Source organism: Variovorax sp. 10N412 (genome assembly GCF_056394985.1).
This window is the reverse complement of the sequence record NZ_JBFTIO010000015.1, coordinates 193061-209658: the sequence shown is the minus strand read 5'-3', so window position 1 is coordinate 209658 and position 16598 is coordinate 193061. Positions and strand designations below refer to the sequence as shown.

Annotated in this window: 14 protein-coding genes; 9 read left to right on the top strand and 5 right to left on the bottom strand. The window is 64.7% G+C overall.

Features of this window, described 5'->3' with window-relative positions:
• The 3 genes from AC1DJH_RS26660 to AC1DJH_RS26650 all read left to right on the top strand — a co-directional run.
• Positions 1-345: electron transfer flavoprotein subunit beta/FixA family protein (locus AC1DJH_RS26660; protein ID WP_478187776.1), on the top strand; the 345-nt coding region annotated here is incomplete at its 5' end.
• Between the two features lie 2 nt (positions 346-347).
• Positions 348-1280: an electron transfer flavoprotein subunit alpha/FixB family protein gene (locus AC1DJH_RS26655; protein WP_435437974.1), complete on the top strand. Its 933-nt coding sequence runs from the start codon at positions 348-350 to the stop codon at positions 1278-1280.
• Between the two features lie 12 nt (positions 1281-1292).
• On the top strand, positions 1293-2264 hold the full coding sequence (locus tag AC1DJH_RS26650) for an NAD(P)H-dependent flavin oxidoreductase (RefSeq protein ID WP_478187775.1): 972 nt from the start codon (positions 1293-1295) through the stop codon (positions 2262-2264).
• A 1043-nt stretch (positions 2265-3307) separates the two neighbouring features.
• Here the strand turns inward: AC1DJH_RS26650 and AC1DJH_RS26645 are convergent.
• Positions 3308-7270, bottom strand: a complete 3963-nt coding sequence (locus tag AC1DJH_RS26645) for a PIN domain-containing protein (RefSeq protein WP_478187774.1) — start codon at positions 7268-7270, stop codon at positions 3308-3310.
• A 610-nt stretch (positions 7271-7880) separates the two neighbouring features.
• On the opposite strand from AC1DJH_RS26645, the gene AC1DJH_RS26640 reads away from it, so the two are divergent.
• The 3 genes from AC1DJH_RS26640 (at position 7881) to AC1DJH_RS26630 (ending at position 10856) form a co-directional block, all read left to right on the top strand.
• On the top strand, positions 7881-8453 hold the full coding sequence (locus AC1DJH_RS26640; protein WP_435437966.1) for a TRAP transporter small permease: 573 nt from the start codon (positions 7881-7883) through the stop codon (positions 8451-8453).
• A complete protein-coding gene (locus AC1DJH_RS26635) occupies positions 8450-9748 on the top strand; it encodes a TRAP transporter large permease (protein ID WP_472125540.1) in 1299 nt (432 codons plus the stop codon). Before AC1DJH_RS26640 ends, AC1DJH_RS26635 begins: the two co-directional genes overlap by 4 nt.
• Before the next feature lie 70 nt (positions 9749-9818).
• Positions 9819-10856 carry a DctP family TRAP transporter solute-binding subunit gene (locus AC1DJH_RS26630; protein ID WP_478187773.1) on the top strand — a complete coding sequence of 346 codons (1038 nt, stop codon included), beginning with the start codon at positions 9819-9821 and terminating at the stop codon, positions 10854-10856.
• Positions 10857-10877: 21 nt separating this feature from the next.
• Here AC1DJH_RS26630 and AC1DJH_RS26625 read toward each other — a convergent pair whose 3' ends face one another.
• Positions 10878-11858, bottom strand: coding sequence for a GlxA family transcriptional regulator (locus AC1DJH_RS26625; protein ID WP_478187772.1), 981 nt, complete (start codon positions 11856-11858; stop codon positions 10878-10880).
• Positions 11859-11965: 107 nt separating this feature from the next.
• Between AC1DJH_RS26625 and AC1DJH_RS26620 the strand changes: the two genes are divergently transcribed.
• From AC1DJH_RS26620 to AC1DJH_RS26610, 3 genes are read left to right on the top strand one after another with little or no spacing between them, the layout of a single operon-like run.
• Positions 11966-12433, top strand: coding sequence for a tautomerase (locus AC1DJH_RS26620; protein WP_478187771.1), 468 nt, complete (start codon positions 11966-11968; stop codon positions 12431-12433).
• 17 nt (positions 12434-12450) lie between these two features.
• Positions 12451-13278 (top strand): dienelactone hydrolase family protein, encoded by an 828-nt coding sequence (locus AC1DJH_RS26615; RefSeq protein ID WP_478187770.1) that lies wholly within the window; start codon positions 12451-12453, stop codon positions 13276-13278.
• A gap of 44 nt (positions 13279-13322) precedes the next feature.
• Positions 13323-14291, top strand: coding sequence for a nucleoside hydrolase (locus AC1DJH_RS26610; protein ID WP_478187769.1), 969 nt, complete (start codon positions 13323-13325; stop codon positions 14289-14291).
• A 71-nt stretch (positions 14292-14362) separates the two neighbouring features.
• On the opposite strand, the gene AC1DJH_RS26605 is transcribed toward AC1DJH_RS26610, so the two are convergent.
• From AC1DJH_RS26605 to AC1DJH_RS26595, 3 genes are read right to left on the bottom strand one after another with little or no spacing between them, the layout of a single operon-like run.
• Positions 14363-15100 (bottom strand): amino acid ABC transporter ATP-binding protein, encoded by a 738-nt coding sequence (locus tag AC1DJH_RS26605; protein ID WP_435486461.1) that lies wholly within the window; start codon positions 15098-15100, stop codon positions 14363-14365.
• Between the two features lie 39 nt (positions 15101-15139).
• A complete protein-coding gene (locus tag AC1DJH_RS26600; protein WP_435486318.1) occupies positions 15140-15829 on the bottom strand; it encodes an amino acid ABC transporter permease in 690 nt (229 codons plus the stop codon).
• A 1-nt stretch (position 15830) separates the two neighbouring features.
• Positions 15831-16562: an amino acid ABC transporter permease gene (locus AC1DJH_RS26595; protein WP_472125554.1), complete on the bottom strand. Its 732-nt coding sequence runs from the start codon at positions 16560-16562 to the stop codon at positions 15831-15833.
• Between the last annotated feature and the right edge of the window lie 36 nt (positions 16563-16598).

Sequence of the window (16598 nt, the reverse complement as noted above, 5' to 3'; positions counted from 1 at the left end):
GACCTGCCGCAAGCCACCTTCGCCTCGAAGGTCGACCTGGCCGCCGACAAGGTCACCGTGTCGCGCGAAGTCGACGGCGGCATGGAAACGCTGACCCTCACGCTGCCGGCCGTCATCACGACCGACCTGCGCCTGAACGAGCCGCGCTATGTGACGCTGCCGAACATCATGAAGGCCAAGAAGAAGCAGCTGGACACCTTCAAGCCTGAAGACCTGGGCGTCGATGTGAAGCCCCGCCTGAAGACCCTGAAGGTCTCGGAGCCGCCCAAGCGCGGTGCCGGCATCAAGGTGCCTGACGTCGCAGCGCTGGTGGACAAACTGAAGAACGAAGCGAAGGTGATCTGAACATGACCGCACTTGTTATTGCCGAACACGACCACGCCAGCATCAAGCCGGCAACCTTGAACACCGTGACTGCCGCGCTGGCTTGCGGCGGTGAAGTGCATGTGCTGGTGGCTGGCGCGAACGCCGCTGAAGCTGCCAAGGCCGCAGCCCAGATCGCAGGCGTGACCAAGGTCATCGCTGCGGACAGCCCTAGCCTGGCCGAGAACCTCGCAGAGAACGTTGCTGCCCAAGTTCTGGCGATTGCCAGCAACTACAGCCACATCCTGTTCCCCTCGACCGCCAACGGCAAGAACGTGGCCCCGCGTGTGGCGGCCAAGCTGGACGTGGCGCAGATCAGCGACATCACCAAGGTCGACAGTCCGGACACCTTCGAGCGCCCGATCTACGCCGGCAACGCCATTGCCACCGTGCAGAGCAGCGACGCCACCAAGGTGATCACGGTTCGCACGACCGGCTTCGATGCTGCAGCGGCCACCGGTGGCACTGCAACCGTCGAAACCGCCGAAGGCGTCGCAGACAGCGGCAAGAGCAGCTTCGTCGGCCGTGAAGTCACCAAGAGCGAACGCCCCGAACTGACCGCCGCCAAGATCATCGTCTCGGGCGGCCGCGCCCTGGGCAGCGCCGAGAAGTTCACCGAAGTGATGGCGCCGCTCGCTGACAAGCTCAACGCGGGCCTGGGCGCCAGCCGCGCAGCCGTCGATGCAGGCTATGCCCCGAACGACTGGCAAGTGGGCCAGACCGGCAAGATCGTTGCGCCGCAGCTGTACATCGCAGCGGGCATCTCGGGCGCCATCCAGCACTTGGCCGGCATGAAGGACTCGAAGGTCATCGTCGCGATCAACAAGGACGAAGAAGCGCCGATCTTCAGCGTGGCCGACTACGGCCTCGTCGCCGACCTGTTCGTGGCCGTGCCCGAGCTGGTGAAGGCGCTGTAAGAGGCTGCGCCGATGAAGACCCGCATCACCGAGCTGCTCGGCATTCGCTACCCGATCATCCAGGGCGGCATGCAATGGGTGGGCCACGCCGAGCTGGCCTCGGCCGTGTCGAACGCCGGGGGCCTTGGCGTGCTCACGGCGCTGACGCAGCCCACGCCCGACGACCTGCGCCACGAGATTGCGCGCATGCGCACGATGACCGACAAGCCCTTCGGTGTGAACCTCACGATATTGCCGTCGGTGAAGCCGCCGCCGTACGCCGAGTACGTGCAGGCCATCATCGACAGCGGCGTGAAGATCGTGGAGACCGCGGGCAACAGCCCGAAGGACTTCATCGAGGCGCTGAAACGCCATGACGTGAAGATCGTGCACAAGTGCACCTCGGTGCGCCATGCGCTGTCGGCCGAACGCAATGGCGTGGACGCGGTGTCGGTCGACGGCTTCGAGTGCGCGGGCCATCCGGGCGAGGACGACGTGCCCGGCCTGGTGCTGCTGCCGATTGCGGCGCGCAAGCTGCGCATTCCGATCATCGCGTCGGGCGGCATTGCCGACGGGCGCGGCATGGCCGCCGCGCTGGCGCTGGGCGCCGAGGGCATCAACATGGGCACGCGCTTCTGCGTGACGCAGGAAGCGCCCATTCACGACAACATCAAGCAGGCGCTGGTCGACGCGACCGAGCGCGACACGAAGCTGATGTTTCGCACCATGCGCAACACCGCGCGCGTGTTCCGCAACGCCATCTCCGAAGAGGTGGTGGCGATGGAGAACCGCGCGGGCGGCTGCGAGTTCGAAGAGGTGCGCCCGCTGGTCGCTGGTGCGCGCGGCAAGGCGGCGCTGGCGTCAGGCGAGGTGCAGAACGGCGTGGTGTCGGCGGGCCAGTGCATCGGGTTGATCGACGACATTCCGACCTGCGCGGAGCTGCTGGAGCGCATGGTGCGCGAGTGCCGCGAGCATATGGACCGGGCGCGGTCCTGGATGAACTGAGTCTTTCTTGCTCGCGTTCGGGGGGCGCGCAGGCCGACGGGGTACCTTGCTCCGCGAATGTCCCCCGGCCTTCGGCCTCCTCCTTTATTTCGCTGCGCAAGGCACCCCATCGGCCTGCGCGTTCAGCGCGGTTGCGAACTGAGACCGCACGGCCCCTGAGGCACGCGCGCGGCGCATTGCGGAAGCTGCATTTGTTGGCGATTGCCGAGACTTCGTGCGGCAAGAAACGGCCACTGCGCCAGCGCTCTTCTCTAAAGTGGATGCCCCTGTCACTCGATATCCCACCTAGGGAAGAAGAAAGGCGCCACACACCCACACACCGAAATGTATGAAGGCTGCTTGCCTCGCGGCAGGTTGTCGGTGCGAAAGCAGCGATGCAGATGCGAGGTATCAAAAGGCGACGGCCAGGGTGTTACGAGCACCCCGACCGTCTAACCAAATCCGTGCAATCACCTTGGAAAGGAACGCACAAAAATGGCTACCAAGACTATAGCCCGGCCTCGTACGCCCGGAGCTTCCGAAGACAACGCCCAAGACCCGGCGGATCGTCTCGAAAATACCCTCTCTCAACTCGAAGCTCTCCTGTGGGTCTGCCACGGGGAAGACATCGACTGGAGCAGCGGGAGCGGACCTCGACAACTGGACAACCTGCTTTGGCTTGCGGCTGAACTGGCGCGCAAGGCTGGGGAGCTGTTTCAGTTGAACGAGAAGGCGCGACTCAGGGCGCCTGAGACTGGCGGTTAGCGGCTGGTCTGCGGGCTGCGAGTTTCGCGGCCCGCCTGGGGAACGGCTCTTTGGGGTGCGACGGTTGAAGTCTTCGCGATGGAGGGAATTCGGTTCGATTGAGGTTTACGGGCTAGGCCTCAATGGCAGCTATGTGTTCCGTGCTGATCATCGACAGACAATGCGAGCATCCGCCAGCGAAAGTTGCCAATCGCATCCAGCCGCTGAATTTCGATCCCCAATCCAGACCAGTCATTGGAGGTGGCTGGAAGGGGCTTATCCTGACCTGAGCAAGTCCAACGTGTCCTCAGTTCATGCGCTCACCAAACCGCTCTATACGAATCGAGGAGCTCCTTCACTGCGCGCGCCACCGGGGCCATCCGAATGCGCTGCTGTTGCGACTCCGGAGAGTTCAGAAGGACGTTCATCGCCCGCCGAAGGGGATGGGTCTTTTTCTTGGGAATGCCTTCCATCGCGTGTCGTACCGCATCCGCCAATGCACGGTGAACTGCCTCAGCGTACATCGGCCGCTCATGCAACAGCGCGGCCAATGCCAGCTTAAAGTACTCCGTCGTAACCGTCGGCGGGCACAGCGGCACGATGCTTGCCAAGAACTTTCCACAAACTTGCAGGCCCGAGGCAAGGTCCAGAGTTCGACTTCGGAATGTGTTGAATGCGACCACCACGGTCGCAGCCACGTTGGCTATGTCTCGCTGCGCCACCGCGACTAGATCCTCAGTACTGACGCTGATGAAGTCGTGATTCCTGGCGAGCTTCCCCATCACCACGTCGACGTAGGCTGTTTGGGCAAGAGCGCCTCGGTCCCTCGCAAGCATGAGCAGTGGCTGCACCGCCATCGAGTCGACAAGCCCCACGGCCGGCGTGGCCAGTCGCAGCCCGCCATCGTCACTGAGAAGAACGGCATCGCGCTCGAGGGCCAGGTAGACAGCGTCAAGTGTCGCGTTGTCGAGTAGCTCTTCCAGCATTCTGTGGTTCTCTGTAATGGCCTTCGGACCAAGTACTGGAGTCACCTCGCAAAGGTGATCCATGCACGCCAACATCTCGCGTAACAACGCCAGTCCGCGATCTAGCTCTTCCTGCGTTGTTTCCTCGCGGATGTATTGACCATCTTCCTCTCGCAACGACATCTTCGAGGGTGCGGTGGCCTGGAACTGGATGATGTTGGTGAGTTCTTCCCTTGCAGTTTGGGGCACTAGGGGCCGCCCAAGAAGCGGGGCGACAGCCCGGAATACGCCAGTTCCAACGAGCTCGCCCAAAGTAGGTAGGTCAATGACGTAGCGCTTGCCGCTGCTAACCAGCAGGGCCAGCGCCTGATCGCGTTCTTCCTGGGTGCCGATGCTGACAAACAGAGAAGCCTTCGAGCTTGGCCACCCTAGCATCAGCGTGAGGGGCTCGGTGCCAATGAGTCTCGCTAGGGTCGCCAGGGGAAAGCGAAGTCGTGAGTAGTTTTTGAGCGCATCGGCAATCCCGGCAGACCTGTGTCGCGTCATCGCTAGGAGCGGCTCAATGTCAAGAGACCCGTCTGCCTTCTCGAGGTTAACGGCCCATAGCGGACCGCCTGGGTTAGCTGATTCGGCAAGGAGCTTCTGGACCTTCCCAGCCGCGAACGCATACAACGGCGACAGACCAGCAACCTGGTATTCGATGTCCCCAATGCCTCTGCCAATGGTCACCTTGTCACCGAGGACCTTGCCTAAGAGGTTCCGGGCCAAGTCCGAGTCAGGCGTCACAAGCTCAGGCCAGCTGGCGCCCTCAACTGCCTCATCGAAGTCAATCGCGATGTCGCGGGCTTCAACACCCGCACGAAGATGGACCACAACGCCTGCCCCTGCGACAACAGGCGCCTGCGCCAGCTCAGGCACCAGCTTCCCAATCAACACCTGCGCCAAGAAGTAGCCGCCAAGCGCAGAGTCATTCGGATGCGCGCGGAATAGCCGATACAGCCGTTTAAGTGCGAGCTCGGGAAAGCCATGCTCGCGTTGGTACTTGGCTACCTCGACCTCGTTGAACGGCTGCCTACTGTCATAAATTGGGTCACTGGCGAGGTACGTCTTGAGGGCATCTTTCTTGCCGGGGATGCGATGGAGCGCGCCTATATAGCCGACGGCTATGCCGGAATCAGTCGGAGTTCTGTCAAGCTCCTGCTTAAGCAGATCTCGCATCCTTGGCCAGTCGCCCATCTGACGAGCTAGGTTTGATTCGATGCGACGGAACGCCGGCATGCTCCTAATGTCTGCGGGCAGAGTCTCCAGGATTTCGCTTGCCTTACGCCGCTGACCGCTTTCAATAAGGGAGACTAAGTACCGCTGAGTGAGCCAATTGGCGCCCGGTGAGGTCGCAATGCGCTCGTACAGCACGGATGCTTCGGGGTAGAGGTTGCGCTCGTACAGCAGGTCGGCCACATGCAGGACATCACCCATGGAGCTGTCGGGCTGTAGCGTGCCCATGGCTAAGTCCGCTTGTTGGGCTGCAGGGAGCAGCTTGCCCTGCTTAAGTAGCATCCGCGACAACAGCACATGCGTCAGAGCATGGGCGGGCTGCTCTGCCAGGAAGTCGTTTGCGAGCTGAATTGCCTTGACCTTTTCTCCTGCCTCCCAGTGCGCGTGAATGGTCAGAGCCCGAAGCTCTGCGGCTTGATGCGCGCTGCGCTCGCGCTTTCCCAGGTCCGCGATGACGGCCTGATGCCAGTCTAGGTCCCCCTTGTTCGCTGAGACCTCGGCGAGGGCCGCAAGAGTAGATGTCGGCAGGTCGTCGTATCGACCGTCAGTCAGTCTGTGCAGCCCGGCGAAGTCCTCCTTGTCGGAGAGCTCGTTCACCCGAATGCGCAGAATGCCCTCCAATGTCGGGTGCCGCGCAAGCGCCGTAGCGGCGATGGCTCGTGCGCGACCCCAGTTTCTGGTCAGCAGCAGGGCGACGCAAACGTTGTTGGTCAACTCCTCGGAAACGCTGTCAACTTGGAGAGCGGCAAGCGTTGCTTCCAGCGGCTCCAACAACCGCAACGCATCCGCGAGCGCTTCTCGCTGTTTCGGCAGCAACTGGTCGTGGTGCGCCGCGACCGGGTCCACGGTGGCCCAAGTAAGCGCCGCTGCCAAGTAGCTGCGTCGAACCTCCAGCGACGATCCATCGCCTTCGGCGCACAGGCGAATGAGGTCAAGCGACTCTTCTAGGCGCCCCTGCTTGTATCGAACATACGAGAGCGTGAATCTGACGTCGGACGTTTTCAGGATGTGCTTAGGCACGCTTTGGTCAGGCTCGGCGTCTCCCGCTAGCTGCTTTGCTCCAACATGCAGCGCCCACAGTGGCGCGCTTTCGGGATAAGCCAGCAGCCCCTCGCGACTGGCTGCAAGTGACGCTGCCGCGTCGTCCAGCAGCAGGTGGGCATGGGCTCGATTGCTCCAAGCCTTCTCAAGCTTTGGGTCAATCGCGGCCGCGGCCAAATACTCTCGTGCGGCTTCAGCCTTCTTGCCTTCAAGCAGGTGCGCAGCAGCGCGGTTTGTGTGCCAACGAAATTGCGAGTAGATGTCGCGAAAGCGGTCTGGGTTTCCCAGCGACTCCAACAGTTCAACCGCTTCTCTCGGACGTCCTTCCAGCAACTTGCCGCGAACAAGGTCGAGGTTTTTGGCAATCAGGGGCTCAGCTTCTGTGCCCTGCGACTGCGGCAGGCTCGAGGCCGCCGCAGTACTGGACACGTGCTCGGTAATGCCAGCCAATTGACTCCGAACGTCGGCCTGGAACTCCGAGTCGCGTTCGCTGCTGCTCTTGACAATATCCAGCGTGATCTCAGTTGCTTCTTTGACCTGCAGCAGCGTCCCACCTGGAAAGCCGGGAATGTATTCGCGCGCCACCTCCTTGTTCAGACGGAGCATGCCGGAGAGCTCTTGCCAGAAGGCGACTGAAACGGTGAACTTGCCAGCCTTCTTACGAGAATTGCTCAGCCCTCGGACCTTGAGCACCAGTTCAGATTTGTTGGCGGCCGTAGTTGCGAAGATGACATGGTCGACGGCGATGCCAGCCTTGTCGGCTTTCTCGACGTCACCCTCCACCGTAGCGAGCGTGAACTGCTTCTTGACGTAGTGCTTGCACTGGACGCCAATCTGCTGGGCGCCACTTGTGCCGATGATGTCCAGACCGAATTGGCCTTGGCCTACACCGCCGAGCCGTGTGCATCCAGGGTCGCTCCACTCTTTCCGATAGAGGTGAAAGCACATTTCCTCGAACTGGTCCTCGGTCGTCGGGAAAGCCAGTTCGTTTGTCACCGCCATTTTTTTCTCCGTTGGATTGCGCTCAGTATGGCGGCAAGCGAGCTGCGAGCTGAAGATGGTCAGACCTTGAGCTGCTGCAACAGCACCCCAGCGAGCTATCCTCAGATTGTTCGCGAGCGCAGCCTAACGTGGGCGTCGACGCTCCCTAGGCATCCACTCACCGACAGGCTCCAGTCTGAAGCGAACATGGAACGAAGTCATGGCAAAGTCGACCGCGGCCGACACCAGCCTTCTAACTTCTGCTCGCCCACCGCCCGTCTCTCGAAAACGCTCAGCAGTCCGCCCCCTCACGTCCATCCGCAATCCGCCACAGCGCTCGCCCCACCAACCCCACAGCCGCCCTCATCGTGCGCAGGCCGTCGGGTACTCCCCGCAGCGAAATAAAGGAGGAGGCCGCAGGCCGGGGGACATTCGCGGAGGGGAGTACCCGGCGGCCTGTGCACACGCCCCGAAAGCCGCCGTGAAAAGAGCCAACCAGCTAAGGAAACCCCCGATGCATCAGTGGTCATCGACCCCCTAGCATCGACGGCTGTTTCCCTGTCGAGGTGTACGGAACGCGTCCCGGCGTCCGCCCGGTGACATGGCGTTCTTGCCTCACTGACCTTCTGCGATGACAACACCACCCGAGTCCGGCCCCACGCTGGACGCCGCCAGCCCCCTCCCCCCCGACATCGAAGCCGCCGACGAACCGACCAAGGTTCCCCTTGCCATCGAAGACTGGCTCACCGTCCTCATCATGGGCGCGCTGGCGCTCATCACCTTCGCCAACGTGCTGGTGCGCTACTTCACCGATTCGTCGTTCGCGTGGACCGAAGAGTTCTCGGTGTTCCTCATGATCATGCTGGCGCTGGTGGCCGGCTCGGCGGCGGTGGCGCGCGACCGGCACATTCGCATCGAGTACTTCTCGGAGAGCGGCTCCATGGCGCGGCGCAAGCGGCTCGCGCAGTTCGGCGCGCTGATGATCGCCATTCTGTTCACGCTCATCGGCACGCTCAGCATCCGCATGGTGTGGGACGACTACCGCTTCGAGGAGACCACGCCGGGCATCGGGCTGCCGGCCTGGTGGTACTCCATGTGGCTGCCGATCGTGTCGTATGCGATCGCGCTGCGCGCCGTGGGTCTCATGGTGCGCCGCGGCCGCAAGACCAACTACGCCTCCGACAGCAAGGGCGACGCCAAGTGATCGCCACGCTGCTCTTTGTCGCCTTCGTCGCGATGATGCTGGTGGGCGTGCCCATCGGCGCCGCGCTGGGCCTGGCGGGCGCCGCCTGCATCGCGCTGGCCAACGGCGACGCCCAGTGGTTCGGCCTCCTGGCCGTGCCGCAGAACTTCTATGCGGGCCTGGGCAAATACCCGCTGCTGGCCATTCCGATGTTCGTGCTGGTCGGCTCCATCTTCGACCGCTCGGGCGTGGCGCTGCGGCTGGTCAACTTCGCGATTGCCATCGTGGGCCGCGGCCCCGGCATGCTCCCGCTGGTGGCAATCGCGGTGGCAATGTTCCTGGGCGGCATCTCGGGCTCGGGCCCGGCCAACGCGGCGGCCGTGGGCGCGGTGATGATCGCGGCCATGTCGCGCGCGGGCTACCCGGCCGCCTTCTCGGCCAGCGTGGTGGGCGCCGCGGCGGCCACCGACATCCTGATTCCGCCATCGGTCGCGTTCATCGTGTACTCGGTGCTGGTGCCCGGCGCCTCGGTGCCGGCGCTGTTCGCGGCCGGCATGATTCCCGGCGTGATGGCCGGACTGGCGCTGATGATTCCGGCCGTGCTGCTGGCCCGCAAGCACAAGATGGGCGCGCTCGAATCGACGCTGCCGCGCCCGCCGTTCTGGAAGAGCTTTCGCGAAGCGACCTGGGGGCTGGCCGCGCCGGTGCTGATCTTGGGCGGCATGCGCGCGGGTTGGTTCACGCCGACCGAAGCCGCGGTGGTGGCGGTGTTCTACGGCCTGTTCGTGGGCATGTGCATCCACCGCACGATCAAGGTGCGCGACCTGTTCGTCATCTTGCGGGAGTCGGGCGAGCTGTCGGCGGTGATCCTGCTGGTGGTGTCGCTGGCGGGCATCTTTGCGTACTCGCTGTCGACGCTGGGCATCATCGACCCGGTGACGCGCGCCATCGTGAACTCGGGGCTGGGCGAGTACGGCATCCTGTCGCTGCTGATCCTGCTGCTGATCACCGTGGGCATGTTTCTGGACGGCGTGTCGATCTTCCTGATCTTCGTGCCGCTGCTGCTGCCGATCGTGCAGTACTACAAGTGGGACCCGGTGTGGTTCGGCGTGATCCTCACGCTGAAGGTGGCGCTGGGCCAGTTCACGCCGCCGCTGGCGGTGAACCTGATGGTGTCGTGCCGCATCGCCAAGGTGCGCATGGAAGAAACCGTGCGCTGGGTCGGCTGGATGCTGTTCTCGATGTTCGTGGTGATGGTGCTGGTCATCATCTTCCCCGAGCTGGCCTTGTGGCTGCCGAGGAAGCTGGGCTATTGACGCGTGGTCGACAGCCCCGGCCAAAGATTTCAGTGCCCCGGTTCAGTTCAACACAATAAGGAGACCTTTCATGAAATTCCGCCGCACCCTGCTCGGCCTTGCCGCCGCAGCCACCGCCCTTGGCATGTTCTCGACCGGCGCCATAGCGCAGGCCGCCTACAAGCCCGAATACAAGATGTCGCTGGTGCTCGGCCCGCCCACGCCCTGGGGCCAGGCCGGGAAGATCTGGGCCGACATGGTGAAGGAGCGCACCCAGGGGCGCATCAACATCAAGCTGTACCCCGGCGTGTCGCTGATCCAGGGCGACCAGACGCGCGAGTTCAGCGCGCTGCGCCAGGGCGTGATCGACATGGCGGTGGGCTCGACCATCAACTGGTCGCCGCAGGTCAAGCAGCTCAACCTGTTCTCCATGCCCTTCCTGATGCCCGACTACGCGGCCATCGACGCGCTCACGCAGGGCGAGGTCGGCAAGGACATGTTCAAGACGCTGGAGAAGGCCGGCGTGGTGCCGCTCGCCTGGGGTGAGAACGGCTTTCGCGAAATCACCAACTCGAAGAAGCCCATCAGGTCGCCGGCCGACATCAAGGGCATGAAGATCCGCGTGGTGGGCTCGCCCATCTACTCCGACATGTTCACTGCGCTGGGCGCCAACCCCACGCAGATGAGCTGGGCCGACGCACAGCCCGCGCTCGCCAGCGGCGCGGTCGACGGCCAGGAGAACCCGCTGTTCCTGTTCACGGTGCTGAAGATGCAGACCGTGGGCCAGAAGTTCGTCACCACCTGGGGCTACGTGGCCGACCCGCTGGTGTTCGTGGTCAACAAGGAAATCTGGGCCTCGTGGACGCCGGCCGACCAGGCCATCGTGCGCCAGGCCGCCATCGATGCGGGCAAGGAAGAAATCGTCATCGCGCGCAAGGGCCTGGTGGAAGCCGACAAGCCCGTGCTGAAGGACATCGCCGGCATGGGCGTGACGGTGACCAGCCTCACGCCGGCCGAGCGCGACGCGTTCGTGAAGGCCACGCGGCCGGTGTACGACAAGTGGAAGTCGACCGTGGGCGCCGACCTGGTGGCCAAGGCCGAGCAGGCGATCGCGGCGCGCAAGAAATAAGCGGGTTTCCTTGCGGGCGTGTCAGGCGGCGTAGCCGCCTTCGCGGTAGCGGCTCGGGTTTGCGCCCGCCACTTTCTTCATCAGGCGCCTGAGCGCGGTGGCGTCCTGGTAACCCACGGCGCAGGCCACCTGCTCCACCGTCATGCGGCTGCCTTCGAGCAGCGCGCGGGCGCGCCGCAGCCGCACGCCCTGCACCAGGGCCTGCGTGCTCTTGCCGGTGGCCTTCTGGATGTGGCGCGCCAGCGTGCGTGTCGACATGCAGAACTCGCTCGCCAGCACGCTCACGGCGGGCGCATCCGGCAGGGCCGATTCCACCCTTGCGGCGAGCCGCGCCACCAGGTCGTTGCCGTTGGCCAGCAACTCCGCCGCGATGAACGGCGCCTGCGCCTGGCGCCCGTCGATCAGCAGCGTGCGCGAGACCAGGTCGGTCAGCGCACTGCCGCAGCGCTCGCGCAGCAGGTGCAGCATGAGGTCGGTCTGCGCGAATGCGGCGCCCGCGGTGACCACGGGGCCGTCGGCGCAGACCATGCGGTTGGCGTCGACCGTGCAGCCGGGCGACATGCGCGCGAGCAAGGGCGCGTACCACCATGAGGTGGTGGCGCGGCGGCCTTCGAGCAGCCCTGCGGCGTTCAGCAGGAACACCGCGGAGCACGATGCGGCGACCTGTCCGCCCGCCTTCACGTGGCGCACGAGGCCTTTGACGGCCTGGGCGGCATCGTGGCTCTCCAGGCACTGGCGAATCTCACCCGGCGTGTTCAGGCCGAGCCCTGGCACCACCCATGTCGAACGATCGTCACGCGGCCTCGCGGGCAGGCGCGCGGTGTCCAGGCTCATGCCGGCCTGCAGCCGCGCAGGGCCACCCTGCACCGAGCACACGCGCCAGCGCGGAGGCGCCACGCCGGCACGCGCGGCCACGGCCTGCGCGGCGCCCAGGATGTCGAGCGTGATCGCCACGCTGGAGTTGAAGGCGCCGGGCAGCACCAGGACAGTGAAATCGTGCATGCAAAAGTGCTTGGCGGATAAGGCCCGAAAGCAGTCGGATCGGACACTGCCATTCTGGCTGTGCGAACGGCCCAATACAAGCTCCATCCGCTTCCTTCAGGCCCCGCATGCCCACCATCCTCGTGAAGATTCCCCATGGCTCGTTTCCCGGCGAAAGCCGTGGCGCCCTGGTCCGCAAGATCAATGAAGCCGCTGCAGCAGCCGAACAGATGCCCGACGAGCCGCGCGCGCGGCGCCTGTGCTGGGTGCTGGTCGACGAGCTCGCGGCCGGTGCGTGGACCTGCGGCGGCGCCGACGTGAGTGCGCAACTGCTGCCATGCACGGCGCTGGCCTGCGTGCCGGCCGGCGTGCTCGACGATGCAGCGCGCGCCGCGTTCGTGTCGGGCATGCACGCCGCGTTCGAGGAGGCGTTGCCTTCTGACGACGGGCGCCGCCTCGCCACCTCGGTGGTCATCCACGAGGTGGCTGACGGCGCCTGGGGCGTGGGCGGCGGCGTCTGGCGGCTGCCCGACTTCGCGCGCGCCGCGGGGTATGCGCACCTGCAGCATCTGGTCCACCCGGCACACGCCGCATGAACACCAGGAAAAAACCCATGGCACCGACCCGCAACCTGAACGAAGACGATCCGCTCGACGACTTCGCCTCGCGCCCCATCACCCTGGACGGCATCGAGAAGAAGGTCTACCTCACCGGCCGGGGCCCCGCCGTGATCGTGATGACCGAGATGCCCGGCATCAGCCCGCACGTGGCGCGCTTCGCCCGCTGGGTGCGCGACGCGGGCTTCACGGTCTACATGCCCTCGCTGTTCGGCCGCGACGGCGCGGTGCCGCAGGCAGAGGAAGGCACCGCCGTGTTCAAGCGCGCCTGCGTGAGCGCCGAGTTCCGCGCCTTCGCGTCGAACGCTTCGAGCCCCGTCACGCAATGGCTGCGCGCACTCGCGCGGCTGGCGCACGAAGAGTGCGGCGGCCCGGGCGTGGGCGCGATCGGTATGTGCTTCACCGGCAACTTCGCGCTCTCGATGATGATGGAGCCCGCCATGCTCGCACCGGTGGTGTGCCAGCCTTCGCTGCCGCTGGACGACCCGGCAGGAATGAACGTGGCCGCCGACGAACTGGCCGCCGTGCGGCAGCGCCTGGCGCGCGAAGACCTCACGGTGATGGCCTATCGCTTCGACGGCGACAGGTTCTGCAAGGCGGAGCGCTTCGCGGCGTTCTCGCAGGCGCTGGGCGAGCGCTTCGTCGCGCGCGTGCTGCCCGACAGCGCCGCCAACCCCGACACGCCGCCCTTCTTCGCGAAGCTGGTGGCCAGCCCGCACAGCGTGGTGACGGCGCACCTGATCGACGAAGCCGGCCAGCCGACGCTGGCGGCGCGCGACGAGATCCTGGCGTTCTTCGCGCAGCGGCTGCGGGGCGGGCACTGACGATCGCGCGGGCTCTGGCAGACTTGCCCGCCAAGGAGCCCGCCATGCCATCGAACCCGTCCGTCGACACCGCCCCGCACACCCTCGTCATCGACACCGATCCCGGTGCTGACGACGTGATCGCGCTGCTCTTCGCGATGGCGGCGCCGCACGCGCTGAAGATCCAGGCGCTGACGACGGTGGCCGGCAACGTGCCGCTGGCCAAGACCTCGCGCAACGCGCGCCTGGCTTGCGAATGGGCCGGGCGGCCGGAGATTCCGGTGTACGCGGGCGCCGAGCGACCCCTGCGGCGCACGCCGATCTACGCGGCCAACATCCACGGCAAGGAAGGCCTCACGGGGGTCGACGTGTACGAGCCCGCCGCGCCGCTGGCCGAGGGCCACGCGGTCGACTACCTGGTTCGCACGCTGCGCGCGGCACCCGAGAAGAGCGTGACGCTCGCCATGCTCGGCCCGCAGACCAACCTCGCTCTTGCGCTCGAACAGGCGCCCGACATCGTGCGCGGCCTGCGCGAGTTGGTGCTGATGGCGGGTGCGCATTTCAACGGCGGCAACATCTCGCCCGTGGCCGAGTTCAACGTGTTCGCCGACCCGCACGCGGCCGAGGCCGTGCTGCAAAGCGGCGTGCCCATCACCATGCTGCCGCTGGACGTGACGCACAAGATCCTCACGAGCGACGAACGCATCGCGCGCCTGCGCGGCCTGGGCAACCGGGCCGGCGCCATCGTTGCGGACATCCTCGACGCCTATGCGCCCCAGGAGATGAAGCACTACGACATGCCCGGCGGCCCGGTGCACGACGCCACCGTCACGGCCTACCTGCTGCAGCCCTCGCTGTTCCGCGGCAAGCGCATCCATGTGGAGATCGACAGCCGCGAGGGCATGGGCTTCGGGCAGACGGTGGCCGACTGGTACGGCAGCCTGCATCGCGCGCCCAACGTGAACTGGATCGTCGACGGCGACGCGCAGGGCTTCTTCGACCTGCTGACGGAACACATCGCGCGGCTTCCCTGAACACCGGCGAGCGCCCATGAAAAAAGCCACGCTGCGAACAGCGTGGCTTTGTTTTGTGTGCCGCAGCGAAATCAGTGCTGCAGGATCTTGTTGAGGAAGTCCTTGGTGCGCGGCTGGCGGTTCTCGGGGTGGCTGAAGAACTCGTCCTTCGGGCAGTCTTCCAGGATCTTGCCGCCCACGTCGATGAAGATCACGCGGCTGGCCACCTTGCGGGCGAAGGCCATTTCGTGCGTGACCACCATCATGGTCATGCCTTCCTTGGCCAGGGCCACCATCACGTCGAGCACTTCGCCGACCATTTCGGGGTCGAGCGCCGAAGTGGGTTCGTCGAACAGCATCACGATCGGGTCCATCGACAGCGCGCGCGCAATGGCCACGCGCTGCTGCTGGCCGCCCGAGAGCTGGCCGGGGAACTTGTCCTTGTGTGCCATCAGGCCCACGCGGTCGAGCATCTTCAGCCCGCGGGTCTTGGCTTCGTCGGGCGTGCGGCCCAGCACCTTGATCTGCGCGATCGTGAGGTTCTCGGTCACCGACAGGTGCGGGAACAGCTCGAAGTGCTGGAACACCATGCCGACCTTGGAGCGCAGCTTGGGCAGGTTGGTCTTGGGGTCGTGCAGCGGAATGCCGTTGACGGTGATCTCGCCCTTCTGGAAGGGCTCGAGCGCATTCACGGTCTTGATGAGGGTGGACTTGCCCGAGCCCGAAGGCCCGCACACCACCACCACGTCGCCCTTGGAGATGCTCACCGAACAATCGTTGAGCACCTGCACCGGGCCGTACCACTTCGATACGTTCTTGATTTCAATCATTTTTTCGGACATTTGTTTCTCTCCGGTTCAGCACTCAGGTCAGCGAATGATGGCGATTTTCTTGTGCAGGCGCTTCACCAGCCACGAAAGGGCGTAGCACATGACAAAGTAAACGACAGCGGCCAGCAGGTAGGCCTCGATGGGACGGCCGAAGTTCTTGCCGGCGGTTTCGAAGCCCTTGAGCATGTCGTAGGCGCCGATGGCGTAGACCAGCGACGTATCCTGGAACAGGATGATGGTCTGCGTAAGCAGCACCGGCAGCATGTTGCGGAAGGCCTGCGGCAGCACCACCAGGCGCATGTTCTGCCCGTAGGTCATGCCGACCGCCTGGCCGGCGTTCACCTGGCCGCGCGGGATCGACTGGATGCCCGCGCGCATGATCTCGCTGAAGTAGGCGGCCTCGAACGCGACGAAGGTGATCACGGCCGAGATTTCGGAGCGGTAGTTGGAGCCCACCGAGCCGAACAGCGAGTAGAACGACGCCGGCACCAGCAGGAAGAACCACAGGATCACCATCACCAGCGGAATGCTGCGCATCCCGTTGACGTAGATGGCGGCCGGGGTGTCGAGCCACTTCTTGCCCGACAGGCGCATGAGCGCCAGCAGGGTGCCGAAGATCACGCCGCCGATCGTGGCCACCACCGTCAGCATGATGCTGAAGTAGAAGCCCTTGACGACGAAGTTGCTGATGACGTCCCAGTTGTAGAAGGACAGGTCGAGATTCATCATGTCAGTGTCCTCCGCCGCCGGCGCTGGCCGAGACGATGAAGCCCGGCACGCGGGTCTTCTTCTCGATGAAGGCCATCAAGCGGTTGATGATCAGGGCCGACACCACGTAGCACGCCGTCACCGCAAGGTAGACCTCGATGCCGCGCGAGGTTTCTTCCTGCGCCTGCATGGCGAACATGGTGAGTTCGGTGACCGACACGGCGAACGCGACCGACGAATTCTTGAAGATGTTCATCGTCTCGCTGGTGAGCGGCGGGATGATGATGCGGTAGGCCATCGGCAGGATCACGTAGCGGTAGTACTGCACCGTGGTGAAGCCCACCGCCATGCCCGCGTAGCGTTGCCCCTTGGGCAGCGCCTGGATGCCCGAGCGCACCTGCTCCGCGATACGCGCCGAGGTGAAGAAGCCCAGCGCCAGCACCACGAGGATGAAGCTCGGAACGCCCTTCATGACCGGAACGAGCGCCGGAATCACGTGGTACCACAGGAAGATCTGCACCAGCAACGGGATGTTGCGGAACAGCTCCACCCACGCATTGCCCAGGCGCACGAGCCATGGGTTGTCAGGCAGCGTGCGGATGATGCCGACGAGGGAGCCCAGCACGAGCGCCACGATCAGCGCCAGCAGCGCAACCGACACCGTCCAGCCCCAGGCCGACAGCATCCATTGCAGGTAAGTCGGGTAGTCCCCCCCGGGGTCTTGCAGGAAGACCTGCCAATCCCAGTTGCCCATGTTCATTCACTCCTTCAGCTCTTGGAAAACCTGTCC